This window comes from Vibrio sp. Vb0304, from assembly GCF_033338995.1.
Classification (GTDB): domain Bacteria; phylum Pseudomonadota; class Gammaproteobacteria; order Enterobacterales; family Vibrionaceae; genus Vibrio; species Vibrio alginolyticus.
The window spans coordinates 1-26,048 of record NZ_JAWOTT010000029.1 but is presented as its reverse complement, the minus strand read 5'-3'; the positions used below and the strand labels follow the sequence as shown (position 1 = coordinate 26,048).

The 26,048-nt window shown below is 45.4% G+C and carries 21 protein-coding genes; 4 read left to right on the top strand and 17 right to left on the bottom strand.

Annotated elements, in window-relative coordinates; translation table 11 throughout:
• Positions 1–289 precede the first annotated feature (289 nt).
• Both R7P35_RS21370 and R7P35_RS21365 read right to left on the bottom strand, forming a co-directional pair.
• Positions 290–877, bottom strand: a complete 588-nt coding sequence (locus R7P35_RS21370) for an aminodeoxychorismate/anthranilate synthase component II (protein WP_031780782.1) — start codon at positions 875–877, stop codon at positions 290–292.
• Positions 878–1,066: 189 nt separating this feature from the next.
• Entirely contained in the window at positions 1,067–4,021 is a 2,955-nt protein-coding gene (locus tag R7P35_RS21365; RefSeq protein ID WP_258458255.1) for an ExeM/NucH family extracellular endonuclease, read from the bottom strand.
• 544 nt (positions 4,022–4,565) lie between these two features.
• Here R7P35_RS21365 and R7P35_RS21360 point away from each other — a divergent pair.
• A complete protein-coding gene (locus R7P35_RS21360; protein ID WP_053303037.1) occupies positions 4,566–4,940 on the top strand; it encodes a hypothetical protein in 375 nt (124 codons plus the stop codon).
• A 57-nt stretch (positions 4,941–4,997) separates the two neighbouring features.
• Here R7P35_RS21360 and trpS read toward each other — a convergent pair whose 3' ends face one another.
• From trpS to nsrR, 5 genes are all read right to left on the bottom strand, one after another.
• Entirely contained in the window at positions 4,998–6,014 is a 1,017-nt protein-coding gene (trpS, locus tag R7P35_RS21355) for a tryptophan--tRNA ligase (RefSeq protein WP_213905009.1), read from the bottom strand.
• A gap of 116 nt (positions 6,015–6,130) precedes the next feature.
• Complete coding sequence (locus tag R7P35_RS21350) at positions 6,131–6,817, bottom strand: phosphoglycolate phosphatase (protein ID WP_005382834.1); 687 nt, start codon at positions 6,815–6,817, stop codon at positions 6,131–6,133.
• A gap of 110 nt (positions 6,818–6,927) precedes the next feature.
• Positions 6,928–7,671: a 23S rRNA (guanosine(2251)-2'-O)-methyltransferase RlmB gene (rlmB, locus tag R7P35_RS21345; RefSeq protein WP_047103967.1), complete on the bottom strand. Its 744-nt coding sequence runs from the start codon at positions 7,669–7,671 to the stop codon at positions 6,928–6,930.
• A gap of 67 nt (positions 7,672–7,738) precedes the next feature.
• The gene (gene rnr, locus R7P35_RS21340; RefSeq protein ID WP_064368822.1) at positions 7,739–10,246 is read right to left on the bottom strand and encodes a ribonuclease R; all 2,508 of its coding nucleotides are present in this window, start codon (positions 10,244–10,246) and stop codon (positions 7,739–7,741) included.
• Positions 10,247–10,361: 115 nt separating this feature from the next.
• On the bottom strand, positions 10,362–10,787 hold the full coding sequence (gene nsrR / locus R7P35_RS21335) for a nitric oxide-sensing transcriptional repressor NsrR (RefSeq protein WP_005381392.1): 426 nt from the start codon (positions 10,785–10,787) through the stop codon (positions 10,362–10,364).
• A 157-nt stretch (positions 10,788–10,944) separates the two neighbouring features.
• Between nsrR and hmpA the strand changes: the two genes are divergently transcribed.
• Positions 10,945–12,129, top strand: a complete 1,185-nt coding sequence (gene hmpA, locus R7P35_RS21330) for an NO-inducible flavohemoprotein (RefSeq protein ID WP_213905010.1) — start codon at positions 10,945–10,947, stop codon at positions 12,127–12,129.
• An 80-nt stretch (positions 12,130–12,209) separates the two neighbouring features.
• Here hmpA and motX read toward each other — a convergent pair whose 3' ends face one another.
• Together motX and R7P35_RS21320 are read right to left on the bottom strand one after the other, a co-directional pair.
• The gene (motX, locus tag R7P35_RS21325; RefSeq protein ID WP_005381388.1) at positions 12,210–12,845 is read right to left on the bottom strand and encodes a flagellar protein MotX; all 636 of its coding nucleotides are present in this window, start codon (positions 12,843–12,845) and stop codon (positions 12,210–12,212) included.
• Between the two features lie 216 nt (positions 12,846–13,061).
• Positions 13,062–14,378 (bottom strand): adenylosuccinate synthase, encoded by a 1,317-nt coding sequence (locus R7P35_RS21320; protein WP_005381385.1) that lies wholly within the window; start codon positions 14,376–14,378, stop codon positions 13,062–13,064.
• Positions 14,379–14,550: 172 nt separating this feature from the next.
• Here R7P35_RS21320 and R7P35_RS21315 point away from each other — a divergent pair, with 172 nt between their 5' ends.
• Positions 14,551–14,736, top strand: coding sequence for a DUF2065 domain-containing protein (locus R7P35_RS21315; protein WP_213905011.1), 186 nt, complete (start codon positions 14,551–14,553; stop codon positions 14,734–14,736).
• A gap of 64 nt (positions 14,737–14,800) precedes the next feature.
• Here the strand turns inward: R7P35_RS21315 and hflC are convergent, their stop codons facing one another.
• From hflC to tsaE, 8 genes are all read right to left on the bottom strand, one after another.
• A complete protein-coding gene (hflC, locus tag R7P35_RS21310) occupies positions 14,801–15,781 on the bottom strand; it encodes a protease modulator HflC (RefSeq protein WP_005381382.1) in 981 nt (326 codons plus the stop codon).
• A gap of 2 nt (positions 15,782–15,783) precedes the next feature.
• Positions 15,784–16,989 (bottom strand): FtsH protease activity modulator HflK, encoded by a 1,206-nt coding sequence (gene hflK / locus R7P35_RS21305; protein WP_017633728.1) that lies wholly within the window; start codon positions 16,987–16,989, stop codon positions 15,784–15,786.
• A gap of 45 nt (positions 16,990–17,034) precedes the next feature.
• Entirely contained in the window at positions 17,035–18,324 is a 1,290-nt protein-coding gene (hflX, locus tag R7P35_RS21300) for a ribosome rescue GTPase HflX (RefSeq protein WP_005381380.1), read from the bottom strand.
• A 38-nt stretch (positions 18,325–18,362) separates the two neighbouring features.
• Positions 18,363–18,626, bottom strand: coding sequence for an RNA chaperone Hfq (gene hfq / locus R7P35_RS21295; RefSeq protein WP_005381379.1), 264 nt, complete (start codon positions 18,624–18,626; stop codon positions 18,363–18,365).
• A 194-nt stretch (positions 18,627–18,820) separates the two neighbouring features.
• Complete coding sequence (miaA, locus tag R7P35_RS21290; RefSeq protein WP_053303035.1) at positions 18,821–19,753, bottom strand: tRNA (adenosine(37)-N6)-dimethylallyltransferase MiaA; 933 nt, start codon at positions 19,751–19,753, stop codon at positions 18,821–18,823.
• Entirely contained in the window at positions 19,750–21,762 is a 2,013-nt protein-coding gene (gene mutL, locus R7P35_RS21285; RefSeq protein WP_053303034.1) for a DNA mismatch repair endonuclease MutL, read from the bottom strand. The genes miaA and mutL overlap by 4 nt, the downstream gene beginning before the upstream one ends.
• 18 nt (positions 21,763–21,780) lie before the next feature.
• Positions 21,781–23,490 (bottom strand): N-acetylmuramoyl-L-alanine amidase, encoded by a 1,710-nt coding sequence (locus R7P35_RS21280; RefSeq protein ID WP_005381374.1) that lies wholly within the window; start codon positions 23,488–23,490, stop codon positions 21,781–21,783.
• Positions 23,484–23,948, bottom strand: a complete 465-nt coding sequence (gene tsaE / locus R7P35_RS21275; RefSeq protein ID WP_005381372.1) for a tRNA (adenosine(37)-N6)-threonylcarbamoyltransferase complex ATPase subunit type 1 TsaE — start codon at positions 23,946–23,948, stop codon at positions 23,484–23,486. Before tsaE ends, R7P35_RS21280 begins: the two co-directional genes overlap by 7 nt.
• A gap of 276 nt (positions 23,949–24,224) precedes the next feature.
• Here tsaE and queG point away from each other — a divergent pair, with 276 nt between their 5' ends.
• Complete coding sequence (gene queG / locus R7P35_RS21270) at positions 24,225–25,352, top strand: tRNA epoxyqueuosine(34) reductase QueG (RefSeq protein ID WP_170897537.1); 1,128 nt, start codon at positions 24,225–24,227, stop codon at positions 25,350–25,352.
• Positions 25,353–26,048 lie beyond the last annotated feature (696 nt).

Genomic DNA, 26,048 nt, shown 5'->3' with positions numbered 1-26,048 from the left:
TGTTTTGCATTTAAGCTATTGCGGCATTGTATTTACATTTAATTAACCATTTCAATAGTGATTTATTCTTTTCGTTCTCGAAAGCAACTTCCATTAATCACTGCTTATGACTATTTATGCATCAAGAAAGTAAAATAGAGAAGTGATTTTTTATAAATGTTATGTAATACAGGGGATAGAAGGTTTAAAAAGACATGAATAGACAAAGAGACTCGAGAGAATCGCATAGTTTTGCAATCCGCTCACCTCAGCAAAAAGATGAATGATTTGTTAAGAAAAGTGATCGCGATCAGATCGCTTTGCGTGCTAAAAAGTTCGCAAGCAACTCGTGACCTTGCTCAGTTTTGATTGATTCTGGGTGGAACTGCACCGCATCAATTGGCAAGGCTTTATGTTGGTAACCCATTATTTCATCCATGCTTCCGTCCGGCAGTTCTGTCCATGCAGTCAGTTCAAACACGTCGGGTAAAGTACCGTTTTTCACCACAAGAGAGTGATAACGGGTTACCGTGAGTGGGTTATTCAGATTTTTAAACACACTGCGACCGTTGTGACGAATTGGTGAGGTCTTGCCGTGCATCACTTGTCGAGCACGTACCACTTCCCCTCCAAACACTTGTGCAATCGCCTGATGACCAAGACAAACTCCTAGGATCGGCAACTTACCAGCGAAGTGTTCTATCGCTTTCAGTGAAATACCTGCTTCGTTCGGCGTACATGGCCCTGGCGAGATCACCAAATGAGTTGGGTTGAGCGCCTCAATGCCTTGGATATCGATTTCATCGTTACGCACCACCTTTACGTCTGCACCAAGCTCGCAGAAGTATTGGTAAAGGTTGTAGGTAAAAGAGTCGTAGTTATCGATGATCAACAACATAAAGGGTCGGTTGCTCCAATCCGTTTTGGCAATGCTTACGTAGTGAATCGCCACGTTCGTGACAATCAAGGGCGGTATTTTGCTATACCAAGCAAGAAAGGCAAGTTTTTGCTGAATAAAAAGGCCAGCATAGGCTGGCCTTTGGTCGTTACAGTTATTTAGGAACTGTTTGTCAGGAAGTAAATTCGCTTAGCGGCGACGGCGGAATAAGCCGAGACCTAGCAGCGCAAATAGCGCGCCAAAACCAAACGAACCACCATCTGAATCCTTCGACCCTTCTGTTCCAGTTTCAGTTTGCGTCATTGAAACATCACGAGCAGAGCTAAACTTCACAATATTACCTGTCGAGTCAGTCACTTTCTCTTCTAACTGATAATTACCTTGCTCTGGCGTTTGTTCAAACTCAATATTCACGCTACGCGCATCAATATCAGCTTGAACTAAAGTTTGGCTAGCCGAGTAAGCTTTCGTATCGCTGCTTGCCGCAGCCGCTTGTGTGGATGGCGTTAAGTTCACCGTAACAATATCGCCCACAACCGCCGTTGGTGGTAAACGGACATCGACGGCTAAGTTGTCACCTGCTTTCGGTAAATCGATGTCATCATCTGGTAAATCAATCGCGATGATCACTGGATCGTGATCAGAGGCAGAGAACGCATCTTTGTACTTCGGCATATCACCTGTGTACTTGCTGCTGTATTCGAACAAGTTACTCTCTAGTGAGTTGATGTGCCAATCTTCAATTGCTACCACTTTTTGCGCTAGGCTACTGCTTGCCAATGCGTGGTCCAAATTACCCAGCTCGCCCGAATAGGTGTAAGAAAACGTATCAGTGCCGTGCAGCAACGTGTTTAAGTTGTGCAGACCGTAACCTTTTTCAATTTTGGTCTTCTCTACTTGAAGTTCACCATCACCAATGGTTGTGTAAGCAGCAGTATAAATGTCACGGCCGTATTTCTCTTTCGAGTAATCAGTCAGTGTCAGAAGTGGGTCTTCCATGCCATAAGCATTGAGGTCGCCCATGAGCAATACATCGCCTTTCACCTCTTTCAACGCTTCACCCACTGCGTGCGCAGCAGAAACGCGGAAGTTGTTACAGTTGCCTTGCAGATCCGCTGGCTCAGAATCTTCTACACCGGCAATCCACTCTTCAATACACTCAGAGCCTTTCGACTTAAAGTGGTTTACGACAATAGACAAATCTTCACCCGTCTCTTTCACCGTAAAGGTCTGAAGTAGACTGTGGCGTTGGTACTTATCGTAAGCAGGGTTACTTTCTGTGCCCTCTTTACGAGTAATTGTGTTTTCTGCAATGTGCTGCTCTGGCGTGATGATCACTTTTGCAGCGTCTTTTGGCGTTACTGCGTTAGCACGATATAAAATCGCCACCATGATCGCATCACTGCCAAAGTATTCGTCTTGGTATTTGTCTTGCTCTTCGATTTCGACATACGTGTAATGATCTTCAGCGTCATCAATCTCAGCATTTAGGGCATCAACTAAGTTTTGGATAGCACTGCCATCACCAAAGCCGTTGTTTTCCACTTCCATCAAACCAATGATGTCAGCGTCCATCTTGTTCATCGCCGCAACGATTTTCGCTTGTTGGGTCAGGAACTCGTCTAGGTTAGTCGCACCACGGTTTTGTCCGGTTGGGTTTTCATGACCACTGTCAGCCACGGAGTTGAAGTAGTTCAGTACGTTGAAGCTTGCAATACGCAAATCTGAGTCCGCAATCGCTGGGGCATCTTTACGAGCCACGTCGAAGCCTTCACCTGAAGTTACGAAGTTGGTGTTATTGACTTCATTTGTCGCAATCAGGCGGTATTCGTTGTAGCTGTAAGCCACGACACCCTGTAGACCTTCTACTCGAGAACCAAGGCGAATGTGCTGCTCTGAAGAGCCATCTTGATCTGCATCTTTAGCAAAATCTGGGTAGTATGGGATTTGGCCGTTTGGTGCTTTGCCATCTGATTCTAGGTATACGCGGTTCGCTGCGTTGTCTTTTGCTAGCTCAACGGCTGCATCGCTCTCTGCCGCGTGTAATTGAGTCGGCTTTAACAATGGCGCTTCATGAGAGAGCATCATATTGTTACGACGTGAATCGTAGTCGTAAGAGAAGTTTCGAGTTACAAACAAGTCACTTGCCGAGGTTAACTCAACTTGCATCCCTTCATGACGCTCAAGCGCATCACGTAGTGTCTCACCTTCTTTGATAACAAGATCGGTAACTCGAGGGGTTTCAGAGGTGCCTGTTTTCACATAGCTGTTAGCATCAGAAGCTAGCTGAGTATTGCTGTAGTACTCTTGAACTTTACCTTTCACACAAACAACGTCACCAGCTTTTAGCTCCGTGTCTGCCGCATCGGTATGAATGAACAAACCTTCTGAGGTCTTGTCGTTGTTATCACTTTCTAGTGCTTGTAGGTAGAAACCTTTGGTTAGGCCAGTGGTAACAGCAGTCACGACACCAGTTACGAAATGATCTTCGTCAGTAATGTATGGGTAACCATCAATGAATGGAGACGTATCGCCTTCACCTTGAATATCTTGGATGGTAGTGAAGTTAGGTTGCTGACCGTCTACTTCACAAGCGAATGGTGCTGGTGGCTCAGTCGCATTTAGCTCACCAAGGCCGTCAATGTTGTCTTTCTCAAATGCCGTCCACTGAGATGCATCATAAGTAGCAGAAGGGGTTAGTGCATCACTGTTACGAACTAATGTGGTGTCTTTACCAAAATCTACGTCACCCATCACACCGATGATGTCATGTACTTCACCATCTTTAAGCAGTGCGATCGGGTCATCACCGTTAAAGTTCGCGACGCTTTTATCTGTGATATCCGCGATAGCTTTGATGGTATCGCTCGCGTCACCATGCGCCAGTACATACACTTGGTTAGCTTGTAGCGTCACTTGGCTAAGGTCGAATGTGCTACCCCAAGTACCACCACCGTTTGATGATTTCGCCAACTCGTAGCCAGTGAGTGTCACCGCAGTATCACCCGTATTAGCTATCTCTACCGCTTTATTATAAGCGCCGCCTTCTACGTATTGGGAAATAATAATCTCTGCGTTCGCGTTTGCACTAAGTGCACTGGCGATGGTTAATGCGAGTATTGAGGGTTTGATTAACGTGTCCATTGTCGTACCTGATATTTATGTAAATGCAAATTTAGCTCTGGTTAGAGCCTGCCATTTGCGTCTACTATCAGGTTTATTTATGAAATAAATAAGAATGAGCAATTAAAGCCGTGAAATGAATCACATGTGAATATAAGAAAATATGCCAGAGCATCCCATTCAAACATTTTTTGTAATAAATACAGAGCGCTATTGATAAACAAATCAGAATTTAGATTGATTACTCAGTTTACTTTTTCACTTCATGTTAAGGAGTAGAAAATACATCACTTGTTGAGTTGCTTATTAACCCAACCGTTCCTGTTACAAATAAAAAATATAATTAGTCACTAATTTAGAATGCTTTAATTTTCACTTGTATCACTGTTCAAGCCCAAGAATCTATTACTCGCTTCGTTCTCTCTTATACAGGCCCCTCATACTTCAAAGTTTTCATGATTTATTCAATAACTTTTCATTACTCACTAGCCAAAAACATACACAAAAGATATAACACCTGCGCGAGACAATAAGATCTCATTAGCTGTAAACCCAGGAACGACAAATGAAAACAATTCAACGCAGTGTGCTAGCTATCTCCCTACTTGGCTTGATAGCGGGGTGTCAGTTGACCGCCAGTGAGCCACTTCAACCTACGGCGAATCAAGACATCATCGAATCAGCCAAAAATGAACTGGATGGTATTGAAGAGCTAGAAGTCAGTGACGAGGGTGTTATTACCTTTACTCAGCGTCTAAGAACGCCAGGAACCTACTGGATTCCAGCGAGAATTAAAGAACTCAGCTACGATATATCATGCGTACAGCTTAGTTACTTCATTGATAGAGGCATGGTTGTGAAGTCTGCCTTTCTAGGGGCTCGAGGACGTGTTGAATATTACGACATGGAACGCTGTATGAAAGACACACCATTTCAGTAATACAGGCATAAAAAAAGCTCCCCCAAAGTGGAGCTTTTTCGTATTCGTTCTTAGCAACTATGGGCGAGCTACAAAACCTACTGCTTCGTATGCTTTCTTAAGCGTTTCAGCCGCTCGTGCCGAGGCTTTCTCAGCGCCTTGCTGCATTACCTCGTCCATGTAAGCACGATCAGCGCGAATACGGCGATATTCTGCTTGAATTGGCTCAAGCATTGCTACAACTGCCTCACCAACATCTTTCTTAAATGGGCCATACATTTCTACGCCTTGGTACTTCGCTTCAATCTCTTCGAAGCTCATGCCTGTCGCCGCAGAGTACAGACCCATTAGGTTAGCAATGCCCGCCTTGTTCTCGATATCATGACGGATACTTGGTGGCGTTTCGGTATCGGTTTGCGCTTTGTTGATCTTCTTAAGGATCGACTTAGGCTCTTCCAGCAGCGTGATAACGTTCTTACGGTTGTCATCAGATTTAGACATCTTCTTCGTTGCGTCTTGAAGGCTCATTACACGCGCATTTACTGTCGGAATGTAAGGCTCTGGAACTTGGAAGATTGGCTGCTCTGGCGAGTAAATATTGTTGAAACGCGTTGCGATATCGCGCGCTAATTCTAGATGTTGCTTCTGGTCACTGCCTACAGGTACTTGGTGTGCACCGTAAAGCAAAATGTCAGCCGCCATCAACACCGGGTAGTCAAATAGACCGACGTTTACGTCATTCGCGTAACGTGCCGATTTGTCTTTAAACTGAGTCATACGGCTCAGCTCACCCATTTGAGTGTAGCAGTTAAGAAGCCAACCTAATTGAGCATGCTCTGGTACATGTGACTGAACAAATAGCGTGCTCTTCTTCGGGTCAACACCAACTGCCAGACAAATTGCCAGTGCGTCTAGAGTTGCTTCATGCAGCGCTTTAGGGTCCTGACGAACCGTAATCGCGTGAAGGTCTACCACACAATATTGGCAATCATAATCGTCTTGCATCTGCTGCCATTGACGTAGAGCACCCAAGTAGTTACCGATACTTAGTTCACCTGAAGGTTGAACACCACTCAATACAATGGGTTTGCTCATTAGAATGATTCCTTTGACTTCTTAATCTAATTAAATGAAAAAAACCGTGCAGTAATAGGTGCACGGTTTACTCAGTGTACTCATTAACGAGTATTTTGGAAGCTCTTTTGTAGCCGTTATGCAGAAACCGCTACAACGTCCAATAATTCTGCCAAACTGTCAGCGACGAAATCTGGATTTGATGCTGAAATAGGTTCACCGTGGTTGTAACCATATGTCAGACCAAATGAGGCACAGCCTGCATTCTTTGCTGCGAGAATGTCGTTTTTCGAGTCGCCAACCATCAGCATTTCACTTGGTTGGATTTGGTGCTTTTCCATCAACCAGTTCAATGCTACTGGGTTTGGTTTTTTCTCTGGGAATGCATCACCGCCAAGGACATCAACGAAGTATTTTGCGATGTCGTGCTTTTCCAAAACGTCAGGCACAAACTTTGAAGGTTTGTTAGTCACCAACGCCATAACAAAGCCCGCTTTGTGCAGCTCTGCTAGTGTCTCTTTTACCGTTGGGTAAAGATGACTTAGCTTGTGACCGCTTTGCTCGTAGTAGTCATCAAACAATACACGCGCTTTAGCACGAAGCTCTTCACTCAGCTCTGGGTTGATGGTCAGGCTTTGGCTTAATGAGCGACCAATAAGCACGTCTGCGCCGTTACCCACATAATCACGAACTTGTTCTTCTGAAACCGATGGAAAGCCAAGCGCCTGTACTGCTTGGTCTGCCGCGACAGCTAGATCTGGCACGCTATCAAGCAAAGTACCATCTAGATCGAAGGCGATGAATTTAATGTCTTGTTGAGTCATAACTTCCCTGAGGATTTTTATTTATAAATCGGTGAAAACGACAAAGGATGGCACCCCATCCTTTGTTTTTATCATTATGTCTGATTCTACAGTAACTGTTTGTTTCGTCGTTACTTTGCAGCAATACGCTGACGAACTGCCTCAAACAAACAGATGCCGGATGCCACAGATACGTTCAAGCTTGAAACGCTACCAGCCATTGGGATCTTAATCAAATCGTCGCAGGTTTCACGAGTCAGACGACGCATACCGTCACCTTCAGCCCCCATTACGATAGCAAGAGGTCCAGTCAGTTTGGCTTGGTAGATGTCGTGCGTTGCTTCACCCGCAGTACCAACAAACCAGATGCCTTTCTCTTGCAATGTACGCATAGTACGAGCCAAGTTAGTCACTCGGATCAATGGTACGACTTCAGCTGCACCACAAGCGACTTTACTTACCGTCGCATTCATTGGCGCAGAACGATCTTTCGGTACGATGATCGCCGCAGCACCTGCCGCATCTGCGTTACGTAAACACGCACCAAGATTGTGTGGATCGGTCACGCCGTCTAACACTAAGAGCAGTGGTGATTCGTGCTTTGCAAGGATGTCATCAATATCGTTCTCATTCAGCTGCTTCGCTGGTTTCACACGAGCGATGATGCCTTGGTGATTTGCACCGCGTGCTTTGTCATCCAAGGTTTTACGTGTCATCTGCTGAATAGAAACACCACAAACCTGAAGATCATTTAGGATTGGCATTAGGCGATCATCTTGACGACCTTTTAAAACGTACGCCTCGATAAAACGCTCTGGTTCGCGCTCCAATACCGCCTTCACTGCGTGAATGCCGTAGATAAATTCGTTACTCATTGTTTAACCTGTTGTTCTGGTCGTATTGCCTGCGCCAACCAAGTTTGAACTAAGTTGGCGCTTCAACCTACTGCGCTTCTTTTTTAGTGCGCTTGGTTTTCTTCGGCTTACTGTGCGGCTTCTTTTTACGTGCTTTTTTCACTTTAGGCTTCTCGTTGCCTTCGGCGTCACCACGTTTTGGGCCATTACGCTTACTCGTTGCGCCCGTTTCTTCTGGGCGTTTAGTTGGCTCTATCGCAGGAATTGCACGAGCCGCGCCACCTTCTTTCGATGAAGAGCGAGTCGCAGCGCGTTTTTTATCTTTCGCTTTGCGTTTTGCTTCCGCTGCGCGTTTCTTCGCAGTCTTACCTTCGCCGCGTAGCTTACGACTTGTTTCGACCAATTCAAAGTCAATTTGCTTGTCATCGAGGTTAACAGCCAGTACTTTTACTTTTACTGCATCACCTAAGCGGTAGATGTTACCGAAACTTTCACCAATAAGTCGTTGACCAATCGGGTCAAATTGATAGTAGTCGTTCGCAAGGGTAGAAATATGTACCAAACCATCGATGTGCAAATCCGTTAAACGTACAAAGAAGCCAAAGCTAGTGACATTAGCGATAACACCGTCTAGTTCGTCACCGACGTGGTCTTGCATATATTCACACTTCAGCCAATCCGCAACATCACGTGTTGCATCATCAGCACGGCGCTCTGTCATCGAACATTGTTCGCCGTAAAAATCCATGTCGTCAAACGAGTAATGATAGCCACCTGTTGGTGTCCAGCGATCTTGATTACGACCTTCTTCTTTAGCAATCAGATACTTGATTGCACGGTGAAGTAACAAGTCAGGGTAACGACGAATTGGCGACGTAAAGTGCGCATAGCGTTTCAATGCCAACCCAAAGTGCCCCGCGTTATCTGCGTTGTATACCGCTTGCTTCATTGAGCGTAGCAGCATGGTCTGAATCAACTCTTGATCTTGACGCCCGGAGATTTGACGTGCGAGATCAGCATAGTCCGTTGGTGAAGGCTCTAAACCACCTTTTAGCTCAAGACCAAGTTCACTTAAGAAGTCACGGAAACCTTGCAGGCGTAATTCACCTGGAGATTCGTGGATACGATAAAGCGCGGGCTCTTTCGCTTTTTCTACCAGCGATGCCGAAGCAATGTTGGCTAAAATCATACATTCTTCGATGATCTTATGCGCGTCATTACGAATTACTGGCTCAATGCTTTCGATTTTACGTTCCGCATTGAAAATAAATTTGGTTTCAACGGTTTCAAATTCGATTGCACCGCGTTGATCTCGTGCTTCTTTCAGCACTTTGTACATCTTGTGCAACTCTTCTAGATGAGAAACAAGCGGCTGGTAGCGCTCACGTAGTTCTTCATCCCCTTCTAGAATCGCGCTCACTTTGCTATATGTGAGACGAGCGTGCGAGTTCATCACCGCCTCGTAATGCTTGTAACCAGACAGCTTACCTGTATCGGAAATGGTCATTTCGCACACCATACACAAGCGATCTACTTGCGGGTTAAGCGAACATAGACCGTTCGACAGTACTTCTGGCAACATTGGCACAACTTGCGAAGGGAAATATACTGAGTTACCACGATTGATCGCTTCTTTGTCCAACGCAGAGTCAGGACGAACGTAGTAACTGACGTCAGCAATCGCTACCCATAAACGCCAACCACCTTCTTTGTTCTTTTCACAGTAAACGGCATCATCAAAGTCTCGTGCGTCTTCGCCGTCAATGGTCACTAGTGGCAAATCACGTAGATCCACACGACCAACTTTCGCTTCTTCTGGTACTTCTTCGCCTAAGTTTTCGATTTGTTTATCGACGGCTTCTGGCCATTCGTGAGGGATTTGGTGTGTACGAATCGCAATTTGTGTTTCCATACCTGGTGCCATGTTTTCACCAAGGACTTCAACCACTTTACCCATCATGCCGCGTGAGCGTGAGCCACGATCAGTAATTTCAATTACGACTACGTTACCCATGCGTGCACCCGCTTTGTGCTCATTTGGGATCAGGATATCTTGGCTGATACGCGAGTCATCTGGGACAACATAGGAGTATCCATATTCAAGGAAGAAACGACCAACGATTTGATCATTGCGCTCCTCTAGCACACGCACCAAACGTCCTTCACGGCGGCCGCGCTTGCTGTTGTCTGTCGGTTGCACTAAGACAAAATCACCGTGGATGATGTTCTTCATCTGATGGTGCGGTAACAGAATATCATCATCCTTGCCGACGCTGCCTTCTGGACGTACCCAACCATGGCCATCACGATGACCAATCACGTAACCTTTCACCATTTCAAGTTTTTCAGGCAATGCATAGCACTGACGACGGGTAAACACCAGTTGGCCATCTCGCTCCATCGCACGTAGCCGACGACGCAACCCTTCGTATTGCTCTTCGCCCTCAAGCTTTAGTGCCTCAAACAAGTCGTTACGATTCATTGGAACGCCCGCTTGCTCTAGAAACTCGATGATAAACTCTCGGCTTGGAATTGGATTTTCGTAATTTTTGGATTCACGATCTGCAAAAGGATCGTTTGGAATATTGTCTGACATAGGCACGCCTATCTAGCAAGGAAGGTATATGGCTAGTATATCTGAGTCTCTCGATAAGCTACAGAATTGCTTTGAAAAAAGAATGATCGAGATCGACTCTAGGCATGCAAATGAGTTAAGGACGAGCCAGCAAGATCAAAAGTTCAGAATTGTCACTGAGCAAGGATTCAATCGTGCAATCATCCAACTCCGCCAGGAAGGCACTTTTTGCTTTCGCCAATTTATCTTTGAGGCGGCAAGCAGGGGTAATATGGCAAAAATCCACACCACAGTTGACTAAATCTAACGGCTCTAAATCGCGCACAACACCACCGACTGTGATTTCAGACGCTGGCTTCATCAGCCGGATACCACCGTTTTTTCCGCGCACGGTATGGACATAACCCAACTGCCCTAACCGATTGATAACTTTAACCATATGGTTGCGCGACACACCAAATAAATCCGTCACTTCGGTAATGCTGGTTAACTCATCTTCCGGCAACGAAGCCAAGAAAATTAAGGTTCTCAACGCATAATCAGTGAAACTAGTTAACTGCATATTCTCTCCCAAAGTGCGACTCAATAACCCACTGGTGATGCTAAAACCCCAAACTTGAGCTATCGATAAAAGTGTAAATCTTTTCTTGATCGAAAGATACATTTGAGATACAACTTTAAACATGCATTATAAATACAACTTAAAGTAGGAAGCCCTTATGCTCAGCAATCAAACTATCGAGATCGTCAAAGCGACCGCACCACTCATCGCCGAAACAGGACCAAAACTGACCGCGCACTTTTACGAGCGTATGTTTACTCATAACCCTGAGTTGAAAGATATTTTTAACATGAGTAACCAGCGTAACGGCGATCAGCGTGAAGCATTATTCAACGCTATCTGTGCCTATGCTGCCAATATTGAAAATTTGCCAGCTCTGCTTGGCGCAGTAGAGAAAATTGCGCATAAGCACACGAGCTTTTTGATCACAGAAGATCAGTACCAAATCGTTGGTAAGCATTTACTTGCTACAATCGATGAGCTTTTTAATCCAGGTCAAGAAGTGTTGGATGCTTGGGCTGAGGCTTACGGCGTACTTGCGAATGTATTTATTCAGCGCGAAGAACAAATTTACCAACAAAATGAAGCTTTGGAAGGCGGCTGGCGCGGTCTACGCGAATTTGAATTAGTCGATAAAAAGATTGAGAGCGAACACATTTGCAGCTTTGTGTTCAAGCCAACCGATGGCCAAAAAGTGGCGCCGTATAAACCGGGACAATACCTTGGCATCTACATCAACAGTGACCAGTTAGAAAACCAAGAAATTCGCCAATATAGTCTGTCTTCTGCGGTCCAAGAGAACACTTACCGTATCTCGGTAAAACGTGAAGAAGGCGGAAAAGTGTCGAACTACCTGCACGATAACCTGAACATTGGCGAAAAAGTGCAGCTTGCGGCCCCTGCCGGTGATTTCTTTATGGATGCCGAACCACAAACACCCGTTGTTCTAATATCTGCTGGTGTGGGACTTACTCCAACGCTGTCAATGCTAGAAAGTCTCTCAGCACATCAAGCACCTGTAACTTGGGTTCATGCAACAGAAAATGGCCAACAGCATGCTTTCAAGCAACACGTAAACCAACTCGTTGCAGAAAAAGAAAATATGAACGCGCTCGTTTGGTATAACCAACCAACGACAGAAGACAAACTAGGTGAAGACTTCCACTTCACGGGCTTGGTCAATCTGTATGAAATTGAAGCTGCATTAAAGCAAGATAACGTGCAGGTGTACTTCTGTGGCCCTGTAGGATTTATGCAGCACATAGCGAAACAGCTATTAGAACTTGGCGTACCAGAAGAGCAATTCCATTACGAATGCTTCGGTCCACACAAAGTGGTTTAAGCGCTACCAACTATCGGGAAAACAACAAAGCCCACGTGACGTGGGCTTTGTTGTATGAAGTTGTTTGCAATATTGAAGCGTTACCAAAAGGTGTCTCGCCGTTTAGCTCGAGCAATAACGTTTTGTGGCATGCGCTGTTCAAGGCCGTTTCTCAATACAGTTATGCGCTTATGCTGCCGCTTATCTGCTGTGACAGAGTTATATAACCAACGATACGCATCTTCGTAATCGAGTGGACTGCCATAATCACGTAAAAGCAACTCGGCCAGATGAATACGCGCGTTTAGGTTTCCCATTGACGCAGCTTCTCGCAAATATGGAATTGCACGTTCTTTATCTTGCTGTACTAAAGTGCCACGCGAATAGTATCGGCCAATCTGCTCTAGTGCAGCAGGTAACCCCTGATGCGCTGCATTTTCGATGTAGTAAAGACCCAGTTCGACATCTTGCTCGACACACACACCCCAAGCCAACATATCTCCGTATAGAAATTCATAAGCGGGTAAGTTAATTCGAGTCGCACGAGCTACGATATCCTCCACCAGCTGGCAGTTATCAGCGCGCACACGTTGTAAGTGCTTATTTTGCTCAATAAGCTTTATCAGCTCTGCTTCGGTATAGATCGGAACTGGTGCCCCCACATCAGCAACATTGGCTTTCACTGTGGTAGCAACCAAGGTCAACAACAGTGAAGCAGCCACTGTTCGTAACTTCATAAACGTACCCTTAAGGTATCTAAGAAACCAAAGATCGGTGAAGGATCTCCTCTGCTTGATAACCTTATCGGCAAAAAACAGCTAAGCTTTAGACAATTTTTGCCTCTGATTTAGGCTCAGCGGCAAAAGCTTGCCATATGAGAGTCACGCTGTTTTTGTTCAGATACAAAAAAGCCGACCATAAGGTCGGCTTTTGCAATCTTTAACGGCTATCAATTAAGCTTCGAATGGGTGAACTTTGATGATAGTTTCGTTACGGTCAGGACCTGTAGAGATGATGTCTACTGGAACGCCAGTTAGCTCTTCAATACGCTTGATGTAGTCAAGAGCTGCTTGTGGTAGAGCATCTAGTGACTTAGCACCAAATGTATTCTCAGACCAACCTGGCATTGTTTCGTAGATTGGCGTTGCTTTTTCGAATGCTTCAGCAGCCATCGGAGAAACTTCTAGCACAGAGCCATCTTCCATCTTGTAACCAGTACAGATTTTTAGCTCTTCTAGACCATCTAGTACGTCTAGTTTAGTTAGACAGAAACCAGATACAGAGTTGATTTGGATTGCACGACGCATAGCAACAGCATCGAACCAACCTGTACGACGTAGACGACCAGTTGTCGCACCGAACTCGTGGCCAACTTCACCTAAGTGCTTACCAATTGGATCTTGCTTATCTAAACCGTCGTATAGTTCAGTCGGGAATGGACCAGCACCAACGCGAGTACAGTACGCTTTCGCGATACCCAAGATGTAACCGATGTGACGAGGACCAAAACCAGAACCTGCAGCAACACCACCAGCTGTCGTGTTAGAAGACGTTACGTACGGGTAAGTACCGTGGTCGATATCAAGTAGTGTACCTTGTGCGCCTTCGAACATGATCTTGTCGCCGCGCTTGCGTGCTGCGTCTAGTTCGTCAGTTACGTCGATAACCATTGACGTTAGTAGTTCAGCGTAGCCTTTAGCTTGCTCAAGTACTTCTTCGTAGCTTACTGGCTCCGCTTTGTAGAAGTTAACTAGTTGGAAGTTATGGAACTCCATGACTTCTTTTAGCTTCTCTGCGAAAGTCGCCATATCGAATAGGTCGCCAACGCGTAGACCGCGACGAGCAACTTTATCTTCGTATGCTGGACCGATACCACGACCAGTAGTACCGATAGCTTTTTTACCGCGAGCGATTTCGCGAGCTTGGTCCATTGCAACGTGGTAAGGAAGAATTAGCGGACATGCTTCAGAAATGAAAAGACGCTCGCGTACTGGAATACCGCGCTCTTCAAGAGGCTTCATTTCTTTAAGTAGAGCTTCAGGTGATAGTACAACACCGTTACCGATAACACATTTTACGTTATCGCGAAGGATACCTGATGGAATTAAGTGAAGAACGGTTTTTTCACCGTCAATTACGAGAGTGTGACCTGCGTTGTGACCGCCTTGGTAGCGTACCACGTATTTTGCATCTTCAGTTAAAAGGTCTACGATTTTACCTTTACCTTCGTCACCCCATTGGGTGCCTAGAACGACTACGTTATTTCCCATCTTTCCAAGTCTGATTGCTAGTTAAAAATGGATTCTAGCACCGAATCACGCTTCTTGCAGTCATTTTTTGTTCACAGAGTTGCTACCAGAATGTCATCTTGCCGCTTTGTTCATTTTGAAATCAGCATATCACTGATAGTATTTAGCTTTCTCTATTCGACTGGAAAGCGCTATGTCTGAATCCATATGGTTGGCGATTGGGCTCGTCTTAATCGTGGAAGGCATTGGGCCACTGATTGCTCCTAACGGTTGGCGGAATATGGTGGCTCAATTAAGTGAACAACCCAACAATCAGCTACGACGCATCGGTGGCTGCCTAGTAGTTGCTGGAGCCGTAATCGCCATCATGATGATCTAGCACTTAGCATCAGATACAAAAAAAGGCTCCCTAAGGAGCCTTTTATTTCAATGAGACGCGGAGATTATTTCTCCATGCTGCCCTTCGACTGGTTCATGTATTGGAAGAACTCACTCTTCGGATCAAGTACCAGAATATCGCTCTTAGAGCTGAAGGACTTCTCATACGCACGTAGCGAGCGTAGGAAGCTAAAGAACTCAGGGTCTTTGTTGTACGCTTCAGCATAAATCTTCGCAGCTTCAGCATCCGCCTCACCTCGTGTCACACGCGCAGTTTTATCAGCTTCAGCTAGAATAGTTGCTACTTCTAGTTCTGCTTGAGCACGAATAACTTCCGCCTTTTCACGACCTTGAGAACGGTGCTTACGAGCTACGGACTCACGCTCCGCACGCATACGACGGTAGATAGACTCACTGATTTCATCAGGCAGGTTGATTTTCTTCATTCGGAAATCAACGACACGAACACCCAAGTCTTTCATTGCGCTTTCACGCGTGTCTTTCAATACTTCAGACATGATTAGGTCGCGTTCACCATCAATCTCAAGCGCCTCACGAGCCGCTTCAGTTGCGACAACATCGGCACTTGCGTCTTCTGGTAGCACATCATCGTTACGTGGACCAGATACGATCTGTTTGATTTCACGAGCACCGATTTCAGAACGAAGCACGTCCGTCACTTTACGCTCAAGTAGTGCCTCTGCCGTTAGCGAGTTACCACCGCCTGTCGCGAGGTAGTAGCGACCAAAATCTTCAATACGCCACTTCACGTAGGTATCAATGATAACGTCTTTTTTCTCAGACGTTACGAAACGGTCTGCACGACCATCCATCGTTTGGATACGTGCATCAAGTTGTTTCACACGGTCAAACAAAGGCATCTTGAAATGCAGACCAGGCTCGTAAATTCGAGTGATGTCGTTATTGTCTTTCAAGACACGACCAAATCGAACCACGATACCGCGCTCACCTTCAGGAATCACAAACAAAGACATCAACATTAATGCCAGTGCGATTACCAGTACAGGGATCATTAACTTACGCATTCTTAGTATCTCCCTTGACGTGAACCTGTTGAACGAGACTGCGTGTTCGAAGTGTCTTCTTGTGTACGATCAGACTCAAGTTGAATTTGATCATAGGTTGAAGATGACTTCGATTTACGTTTGGTATCTGCTTTGCCCTCTTGTCCCGCCAACTTATCGATTGGAAGGTAAAGAAGATTGCCGCTTGATTCCGAGTCAATCAACACTTTCGAAGTGCTTGAGTACACCTCTTCCATTGCGTCGATGTACAGACGATCACGCGTTACACCAGGCGCTGCTTGGTATTCTGGTAGTAGTTTTTCGAACTGTGCTACCTGACCAAGAGCCTCGTTAGTGACACGCTCATTGTAACCTTGTGCTTCTTTCTTCAAACGCTCTGCACGACCCGTTGCCTTAGGCAAGATTTCGTTCTTGTATGCTTCAGCTTCACGAATGAAACGCTCTTCATCCTCACGTGCTGCGATTGCATCATCAAACGCATCTTTCACTTGCTCTGGTGGACGAGCAGACTGGAAGTTCACATCAACAAGTACCAGACCCATATCATAGCTATCAATGATTTGGTTCAGTGTTTCTTGCGTAGTTTGACGAATTTGCTGACGACCACTGGTTAGAATGCTATCCATCAATGAGTCACCAATTACTGCACGTAGTGCAGAATCCGTTGCTTGACGCAAGCTGTCGTCTGCATTGGTTACACGGTACAAGTATTTGTATGGGTCAGTCACTCGGTACTGAACATCCATCGCAACTGTTACAACGTTTTCATCTTTGGTCAGCATTAGACCAGATGCACGTAGTGAACGAATCGCTTGTACGTTTACCGCTTCGTACTCATCAATAAAGCGAGGACGCCAGTTAAGACCTGGGTCTACGATACGATCGTATTTACCTAAACGCAGTACAACACCACGCTCTGCTTCACCGATGGTGTAAAAACCAGCGAAGAACCAAACTGCAACAGCAATCAGAGCAATCACGCCAAAGCCAATTGCACTACCACCACCGCCGCCGATTGGAGAACCACCGCCGCCTTTTTTACCAAACTTGCCGCCCAGCTTTTGACTCAGTTTGTTGAACACTTCATCTAAATCTGGCGGACCTTGATCTCGGCCACCAGGACGCTGGCCACCACGATTATTATTACCCCAAGGGTCATTATCGCGGCCATTGTTGCCGTTGTTATTTCCAGGCTCATTCCACGCCATTAGAAAGCTCCATCATTTGATATGACGTTATACTGTAGCAGTCCTTTAAGTGACTATAAAGCCAGTCAAAACTGCCCCTTCTCTTTTTTCAAGTCTAGACCAATCTACTTGCTGCATTCGAATATCGATCAACAAGTTACCATCCTGGTCATATTCCTCACGTTGAATACACTTCATTTGGAAGAAGGTACTACGGAATCGTCCTTGATACTGTGGAGGAATTCGCAACTGATGCTCGACCATTTGTGACGCCAGACGTTCCGTCAGAGCCTCAAACAGGACATCAATGCCCAACCCATCCATTGCTGAAACCCAAACTGCGCGAGGTACGCCTTCCTCGTCTCGTTCTATACGTGGTTTCTGCGAATCTAGATTGTCGATTTTGTTCATGACAACCAGAGTCGGCACTTCATGCGCGTCGATCTCTTCTAGTACTTCATGAACAGCTTGAATATTCTCACGAAAACGCTCATCACTGGCATCAACAACATGTAACAAAATGTCAGCTTCTTGCGTTTCCTGCAAGGTTGCCTTGAAGGCCGCAACCAAGTCGTGTGGCAAATGTCGAATAAAACCAACCGTGTCTGCCAAGATGGCAGGGCCAACATCTGCTAACTCTATCTTACGTAAAGTCGGGTCCAAAGTAGCAAATAATTGATCAGCCGCGTACACGCCAGCTTCTGTAATACGGTTGAAGAGTGTCGACTTACCCGCGTTGGTGTAACCCACAAGTGAAACCGTTGGGATTTCAGCTCGATTTCGGGCGCGGCGCCCTTGTTCACGCTGCTTCGCTACTTTGTCTAAGCGTCGCAGGATGGCTTTGATTCTGTCACGCAATAAGCGACGGTCGGTTTCCAGCTGGGTTTCACCCGGGCCACGTAAACCGATACCACCTTTCTGCCTTTCAAGGTGCGTCCAACCACGAATCAAACGAGTAGAGATATGACGAAGTTGAGCCAGCTCTACCTGTAGCTTACCTTCGTGTGTTCGAGCTCGTTGAGCAAAGATATCGAGAATAAGACCAGTGCGGTCGAGAACTCGACATTGGCACAGTGCTTCGAGGTTACGTTCTTGGGCAGGAGAGAGGGCGTGATTAAAAATCACAATTTCGGCACCCGTTGATTGTACCGCTGTAGCAATCTCTTGGGCCTTACCCTCTCCGACATAGTATTTCGGGTGTGGGGATTGACGACTACCAGTTACCACTTGTAGCGCCTCTACCCCAGCAGAAGAAACCAGCATTTCGAACTCAGCCAGATCTTCCCATTCACCTTCTTGCGTGAAGTTGATATGAACAAGTACGGCTCGCTCACCGGATTCATAACGGTCAAACAAGCAATCAACTCCTTATTTTAAAAATACTCGATGAAGAATTAATCTTCTGATTTCTCTTGTGGACGCTCACCTTGTGGACGTTCACCGCTGTGATGGCTCACTGGACGAGCCGGCACAACTGTTGAGATCGCGTGCTTGTACACCATTTGGTTAACAGTATTCTTCAGCAGGATCACAAATTGATCGAATGATTCGATCTGACCTTGTAGTTTAATACCATTCACAAGGTAGATAGATACCGGGATACGCTCACGACGTAGCGCGTTTAGAAATGGGTCTTGTAGAGATTGCCCCTTAGCCATTTTTATTTTCCTTATTTAATTTGTAGTTGTAATTATTTAGCTAGTGGTGCAATGCAAAAGATACGGCTTTTGCATCTGAGCTAAACGAATCAAAAATGCACTCTAAGTAATTAGCAGCATAGTATAAAAACCGCCAACAACAGATCCTTTGAGAGTGCGTTCACGCAAAAACGATCACATTATACACAGCTATGTCAATCAGATGCTATTGCTTCCGACATCGTTTCTAATGCCTGTTCAATGTTCTCGCTATCCAACCAAGTTAAATCATCCCAGCTGCGTAACCAGGTGATTTGACGCTTGGCCAATTGACGAGTCGCGCATACGCCACGAAATACCGCTTCGTCACGTGTACACTCCCCATCTAAATACTCCCACATCTGTCGGTAACCGACGCATCGTATGGAAGGAAGATCGGGGTGAAGATCTTTTCGCGAATGTAACGCTTTCATTTCTTCTTCAAAGCCCGCTTCCATCATCTTCTCGAAACGGAGTTCAATCCGACGGTGAAGTTCTGCCCTATCCTTGGGAGCTATTGCAAACTGCTTGACTCGGTATGGTAGGCTTTCACCTTTCGTTTGAGTCAATTCAGTCAAAGTTTTACCTGAAATGCGAAAAACTTCCAATGCCCGAGATAAACGTTGGGGATCATTGGGATGGATTCTCGCGGCTGACACAGGATCAACCTCTTTGAGTTCATCGTGCAACACTGACCAACCTTTAGTCAATGCCTCTTGTTCAATTTGCTGACGAATTTCAGGATTTGCAGCAGGAAGTGGTGATAAACCTTCAAGTAACGCCTTGTAATACAGCATTGTTCCACCCACAAGAAGTGGAATTTTTCCTTCTGCAACAATATCATCCATCGCTTTCAATGCATCTCGACGAAAGTCGGCGACAGAGTAAGATTCACTTGGATCCAAAATATCTATCAAGCGATGAGGCGCCAAACTTAACTCTTTTTCATCCGGTTTCGCCGTACCGATATCCATCCCTTTGTAGATCAAAGCAGAATCAACACTGATGATCTCAATCGGAAATTTTTGACGAAGACTAATCGCCAGCTCAGTTTTGCCTGATGCAGTTGGCCCCATTAAAAATAGCGCCAAAGGTAGTTTATCTGTCATGGTTTTAATTTGGCTATCGTGGCAGAGAAATCAACAGCGGATACGAATTTTGTATCTTCTAATGGCAATTGACCATGTCTTAGCTGTTCAAGTTCCGCAATAATTTGAATGGCTTCAGAAAAAGTATAGTGACTCTTCACTGTCGTGACCTGTAATGCGAGCCAATCTATCAACTCAGACAGCATCTGAGCCGCTGCTATACCTTCGTTCACACAAGATTGCGCGTAAGATAACAGATCTGGTACTAAATTTTGTAAGTTTTGTTGACGCAGCGGAGCTGGAACGCCCATCACCATTAAGGCGTGCTCGTTTCTCGCTTTCAATTGAATACCAAGCAATGCCAAATCTTGTTGATAATCTTGGGCCAGTCTCACTAATTCGGCCTCTAACTTAATAGATAGAGGAACAAGCAGAGGTTGTGCCTTAAGTGCACCATCGCTTGGAGTGAGCTGGCCTTTTACACGATAAAATTCTGCTCTAGGTAACGAGACTAACGCCGCCCCACTGTCACTGTCCATCAAAACAAATTGTTCATCGACCACCATCAGCGCTTTGCCTAATGCAGTAATCGATGGCATTGATGTGTGCGAAGTTATCGTTTGGGGCGCTATTGGAGTGACTGCCTGAGCCTCAAACTCTGGCGTTTTCAACAGCTCGTGATAAGCGCGTACTTCTTGTTTAGTTGGCGCTGGTTCTACGTGGCGCTCTTTACTGTGACTTGGCTTTGGTGCGGGTTTGGATTCCACCCAATCATTACGTTTGAATGACTCCACTACGCGCGCCTCTCGCACGGAGGTTTCACTAGGACCGCTATTACGAGGCTTCACTTCATAATCACTGCGTCCAGGATAAGCCGGTGTACTCTCTATCGCTTGATAAACCCGTTCTGGTACTGGTGAAGATGCTGGCTCTTGTACTTTTTCAGGCTCTGGCGAATGCTCAATCTCTTCAGACTCAGTCGGTTCCACGCGATGAAATGCCGATTCATTCACCTGTGGTTTATCAATCACGGCGCTTTGTGAAAGTGCATCCGTCAAAGCTTGATAGATGAAATCATGCACCAAACGAGCTTGGTGGAAACGCACTTCATGCTTAGCAGGGTGAACATTCACATCTACTTGGTGCGGATCTAGCTCAATAAAGAGCACATACGCAGCAAACTGATCTGGCTTTAAGCTCATTTCATAGCTTTGACGAATCGCGTGATTGATTAATTTGTCACGCATCATTCGGCCATTCACATAGCAATATTGTAAATCGCTTTGCTGCCTTGCTCCCTCTGGTGTGGTAATCCACCCATGTAACTTTAACCCTTGATGCTCAAGCTCGATTCTGAGCATATGCCGCACAAACGCATTACCGCAGACAGCAGCAATACGCTTTTCGGTTTGAAGCTGATTTTTCGCCGCGCGATATTGACGGATGATCTTGCCGTTATGACGCACATTGATGGTGACATCAAAGCGGCTTAACGCAATGCGTTTCAATAACTCATCAATATGAGCAAATTCGGTTTTCTCCGTACGAAGAAACTTGCGACGCGCTGGAGTATTAAAAAATAAGTCCAACACCTCAACGGTAGTGCCAATCGGGTGAGCTGCTGGCTTAAGCTTCACCTGCATATCACGCCCTTCGGAGTAGGCACTCCAGGCTTCTTCTTGTGCCGCAGGACGCGACGTGAGCGTCAAACGCGAGACTGAGCTAATACTGGCTAACGCTTCACCGCGAAAACCTAGACTCATAATGGCTTCGAGATCATCTAAGGTATGTATCTTAGATGTCGCATGACGACTGAGCGCTAAGCCGAGTTCATCTTTCGCGATACCTTTTCCGTTATCACGAACACGAATCAGCTTTGCGCCTCCTTTCTCGATATCGATATCGATTCGAGTTGCGCCAGAATCAAGACTATTTTCAACCAGCTCTTTAATCACAGAAGCAGGTCTTTCGACCACTTCCCCTGCGGCGATTTGGTTTGCAAGTCTGGCTGGCAAAATTTTAATCGTCATAATGAGTTAGAAGCTCACCTACTTGTTTGGAATGATCAGGACTTGCCCAACCGCTAGCTGATCAGAGCGTAAGTTATTCGCTTTACGAATGCTCGATACGCTAACGCCGTATTTGGACGCTATTTTGCCAAGGAACTCACCCCGAGAAACCTTGTGCTTACGAATCGGTTTATCTTTTACCGCGACCGTTATCTTCAACTTTTGCCCTACCCACAAGGTATCTGACTTCAAGTTATTCTCTCGGCGGATATCTGAAACCTTCACTTTATAGTGATTCGCAATCTTACCTAAGAACTCACCAGACTTAACCTTGTGCGTAATGGTTTCTGTCTCAACAGTAATCGGTTTACTTGGCACTTTAATCGTACCAGCAGAAGGAATGTTGAGCTTCTGACCAATTGCCAAGCCTGTCGACTTCAAGTTGTTTGCCGACATCAGCGCTTTAGAGCTAAGCCCATATTTGTTCGCGATCACCGATAATGACTCGCCACGCTTTACAATATGTACCATTGGCTTCGCTGAAGGCGAGAACACCGTACCCTCTGGTGGGTTATCTTTTAAGTACTTGACGACCGCCTTAGTGATAGCCTGAGCTAACTTATCTTGGTGCGCTCGTTGAAACAGTAAACGCTCTTCTGTTGGGTTAGAAATAAAGCCCGTTTCCACTAGCACAGACGGAATCTGTGGAGAGCGTAAAACCGCAAGGCTGGTGTTGATCGGTTTGGTGTTATGCAGGTGCGCAACACGTCCCATCTCACCTAGGATTTCTGTTGCCAGCTTATAACCTTCTTTTTGTGAATGACTAAACTGCAAGTCCAACAAAGTTTGGTTCACGTTACGATCTTTTGTCTTCGTGAAGAACGCATTACCCGAGCCGCCCAATAACTCAGACTGTTTCTCATGGTTCTCGACCCAACGAGCAATTTCGGTATTTGCACGACGAGTATTTAGTACGAAGACCGATCCACCGCGGGGCTTCGGTGAAGTAAACGCATCTGCGTGAATGGAGATCAGCAAGTGCGCATCATTTTCACGAGCAATCGCGACACGACGGTTTAAGTTTACAAAATAATCTCCCGTACGAGTCATGCGCGTTTTAATACCAGGAGTCGCATCGAGCTGAGCAGCAATTTTTCTTGAGATACTCAATACCGCATCTTTCTCGTACTTACGACGTGAAGGGCCAATAGAGCCAGGGTCTTCCCCACCGTGACCAGGGTCGATAACAATTAACACTTCTTGAGCTCGTTGAACTGAACTCATGTCTTTGCTGGCCGCCGCTGGCTTACTCGGTTTAGAGGTCGATGCCTTCTTACCGTGCGGTAAATCAATCACCAAGCGGTGACCATACTGCCCACCTGGTGTTGGGCTTAATTTAAATAATTCCGCTTGAACGCTCTTTTTTAGTTCAAACACCAAACGATAAGTGCCCTTCTCTGGAGGCGAGCTTTTTCGTACCAGTTTTAAAACAGGGCTATCCGTAACAGTAACAGGCAGTTTGGCCTGCATCGTCGTGCTTTTTAAATCCACGACAAGGCGATCCGGCCCTGATAAAGAGAAATAGGAATAGTCAGCTTCCGAGCCTAAATCGATGACAACACGTGTTTCATCAGGTGAAGGCCAAACTCGAAAACTCTTAACGACGTTAGCAAATGCTAAATTGGGGATGAGAAGGAGAAAAGTGGCGACAAACGTCGCCACTACTCTAAAATTAGAAAAACTCAACATAGCTCCAATCGACTGAGTAACTGCACACCATAATCATTATTAGCTGTTAGTTCGGCTACACGTTGCTCACCTTGGTAGCGAATGTTTACATCAAGATCCGGTTGTGGCAGTAAGCCATGCCCTTTTTCAGGCCATTCAACCAAGCAAATCGCATCGTCTGTGAAATAGTCTCGAATCCCCATAAACTCAAGCTCTTCAGGATCCGCAAGACGATAAAGGTCGAAGTGATATACTTGCCACTGATCCAACTGGTACGGTTCGACTAGAGTATAAGTTGGACTTTTCACGTTACCTTGATGACCAAGAGCACGGACAAAACCACGACTAAAGGTTGTTTTACCTGCACCCAAATCACCATGCAGATAAATTGTGGTTTGCTGGGAACAAAGCTGAGCCAAAGCGGTGCCTAGTGCAACCGTTTCATGCTCATCTTTTAAATTGAATTGTTTCGTGCTCATTGATGCTTCTCTAACTAATGATCGTTGACTATATAAAAATCAAAAGAACAGGAATAGTAAACCGTGTTGGTTTTGAGAGACAAGCTTTCAAATGTCATATGTGCGAAAAAAGTATCCAATAAACGGTATCTTAATCATCTTAGTATCGACCTAGATTTAGAATATATGCAAATGACTTCAATAAGCAGTATTCACAACATCAAAAACGTACCTAACTGGGTAGCACCAAAGCCAGAGATCCGTTAAGATCCGCCCCCCTTTATTCCGGTGGTTAATATGAACTACGAACAACTCGCACAACAAATCAAAGTTTGGGGAAAAGAACTCGGCTTCCAAAAAGTTGGGATCTGCGACGTTGATCTGAGTGAACATGAAGCAGCACTACAAAAATGGCTTGATGCAGGCTATCACGGCTCAATGGATTGGATGGCTCGTCACGGTATGATGCGTGCTAGACCCCATGAGCTACTCCCGGGAACCGTTCGTGTTATCAGCGTCCGGATGGACTATCTGCCACCAGAGGCTCAATTCGCTTCAAACCTCGCGAATAAAAGTCATGCCTATATTAGCCGCTACGCACTAGGGCGTGATTATCACAAGCTCGTCAGAAAGCAGCTAAATAAACTCGGCAAACTTATTGAACAAGAGGTTGGTCAATATGGTTACCGACCTTTCGTTGATTCCGCACCAATATTAGAGCGACCTCTCGCCCAAAAAGCGGGCTTAGGTTGGACCGGGAAACATTCCCTGATTTTAGATCAAGACTGTGGATCGTGGTTCTTTTTAGGTGAACTACTTATCGACTTACCACTACCCGTAGATGAGCCAAGCGTTGATCAGTGCGGTAAATGCAAAGCATGCATTACATCATGCCCAACACAAGCCATCGTTGAAGACAAAGTTATCGATGCCAGGCGTTGTATCTCTTATCTCACCATCGAGTTCGATGGCGTGATTCCTGAAGAGTTTCGAAAGCCAATGGGTAACCGCATTTATGGTTGTGACGACTGTCAATTGGTTTGCCCATGGAACCGCTACGCCGACATAACGGAGCAAGATGATTTCCACCGTCGTGACAGTTTCAAAAACCCTGACCTCGTCGACATGTTTAACTGGGATGAAGCGACTTTTCTAAAAAATATGGAAGGCTCCGCTATCCGTCGTATTGGTCATATACAGTGGCTACGTAACATCGCTGTCGCACTTGGTAATGCAGAATATAGTCAGCGAATCATAGATGCGCTGGAAAGTCGGCAAGGTGAAAATAAATTACTTGATGAGCACATTAAATGGGCTTTGACAGAGCAACTGAATCAACTCCCCACTGAGAGTAATTCATCTATAGAGACGAAAAAGCAACGCTTAATAAGGATAGTCGAGAAGGGACTGCCGAGAGACGCATAGAGCGTAGTCTATATGCAAGAGATTGAAAGTACTTTTGCATGTTCAATTCATGACCTTGTTCTCAATTTTGTAATGTGGAAAAAAATTTGAGATTCAAGAAAAACAAGCTAGCAGAAAAAAGTTAAACACAGCTCGGAGAAATGACTAGGATCAAAAAAATACCAGTTAATGATCGTATTTTAACGTACTCGATCCGACAAAAAACTTATTTTTTCCTTATATAACAAAGAGTTAATTGATATTTCTTTGTTGTTTCCACTTCACTTTAGAGAAAAGATCTTTCTTCCCCATCATAAAAAGTCAAGCTAAAAACACTTTATCAACCAACTTATCCACAGAACGACGTATGTGGATAACTCTGTTAATTAAAGTAGATAAAACACGCGAAGCCTCATCATACTTGTACGTCAGCCGATTCATATCGTGTTTTAAACACAAACGAAATCGTCCGACATCATATGATGCGGATAAAAGTTTAGCTTTTGGGGATTCATGCTTCGCAGCATTATGAAAAGAGCGATGTGATTGGTTGCGAGAAGCAGGCGTTGAATCAAGCGGCGCATCCGTAGACGACTTAACAATTGTATACTAAATAAGTACTCAATCTATCGTCTTGTATTTGGTTGCGGGGGCCGGATTTGAACCGACGACCTTCGGGTTATGAGCCCGACGAGCTACCAAGCTGCTCCACCCCGC

Coding starts and splice junctions, on each gene's coding strand:
- R7P35_RS21370 (WP_031780782.1), bottom strand. CDS start 877: ATGTTGTTGATCATCGATAACTACGACTCTTTTACCTACAACCTTTAC.
- R7P35_RS21365 (WP_258458255.1), bottom strand. CDS start 4,021: ATGGACACGTTAATCAAACCCTCAATACTCGCATTAACCATCGCCAGT.
- R7P35_RS21360 (WP_053303037.1), top strand. CDS start 4,566: ATGAAAACAATTCAACGCAGTGTGCTAGCTATCTCCCTACTTGGCTTG.
- trpS (WP_213905009.1), bottom strand. CDS start 6,014: ATGAGCAAACCCATTGTATTGAGTGGTGTTCAACCTTCAGGTGAACTA.
- R7P35_RS21350 (WP_005382834.1), bottom strand. CDS start 6,817: ATGACTCAACAAGACATTAAATTCATCGCCTTCGATCTAGATGGTACT.
- rlmB (WP_047103967.1), bottom strand. CDS start 7,671: ATGAGTAACGAATTTATCTACGGCATTCACGCAGTGAAGGCGGTATTG.
- rnr (WP_064368822.1), bottom strand. CDS start 10,246: ATGTCAGACAATATTCCAAACGATCCTTTTGCAGATCGTGAATCCAAA.
- nsrR (WP_005381392.1), bottom strand. CDS start 10,787: ATGCAGTTAACTAGTTTCACTGATTATGCGTTGAGAACCTTAATTTTC.
- hmpA (WP_213905010.1), top strand. CDS start 10,945: ATGCTCAGCAATCAAACTATCGAGATCGTCAAAGCGACCGCACCACTC.
- motX (WP_005381388.1), bottom strand. CDS start 12,845: ATGAAGTTACGAACAGTGGCTGCTTCACTGTTGTTGACCTTGGTTGCT.
- R7P35_RS21320 (WP_005381385.1), bottom strand. CDS start 14,378: ATGGGAAATAACGTAGTCGTTCTAGGCACCCAATGGGGTGACGAAGGT.
- R7P35_RS21315 (WP_213905011.1), top strand. CDS start 14,551: ATGTCTGAATCCATATGGTTGGCGATTGGGCTCGTCTTAATCGTGGAA.
- hflC (WP_005381382.1), bottom strand. CDS start 15,781: ATGCGTAAGTTAATGATCCCTGTACTGGTAATCGCACTGGCATTAATG.
- hflK (WP_017633728.1), bottom strand. CDS start 16,989: ATGGCGTGGAATGAGCCTGGAAATAACAACGGCAACAATGGCCGCGAT.
- hfq (WP_005381379.1), bottom strand. CDS start 18,626: ATGGCTAAGGGGCAATCTCTACAAGACCCATTTCTAAACGCGCTACGT.
- miaA (WP_053303035.1), bottom strand. CDS start 19,753: ATGACAGATAAACTACCTTTGGCGCTATTTTTAATGGGGCCAACTGCA.
- mutL (WP_053303034.1), bottom strand. CDS start 21,762: ATGACGATTAAAATTTTGCCAGCCAGACTTGCAAACCAAATCGCCGCA.
- R7P35_RS21280 (WP_005381374.1), bottom strand. CDS start 23,490: ATGTTGAGTTTTTCTAATTTTAGAGTAGTGGCGACGTTTGTCGCCACT.
- tsaE (WP_005381372.1), bottom strand. CDS start 23,948: ATGAGCACGAAACAATTCAATTTAAAAGATGAGCATGAAACGGTTGCA.
- queG (WP_170897537.1), top strand. CDS start 24,225: ATGAACTACGAACAACTCGCACAACAAATCAAAGTTTGGGGAAAAGAA.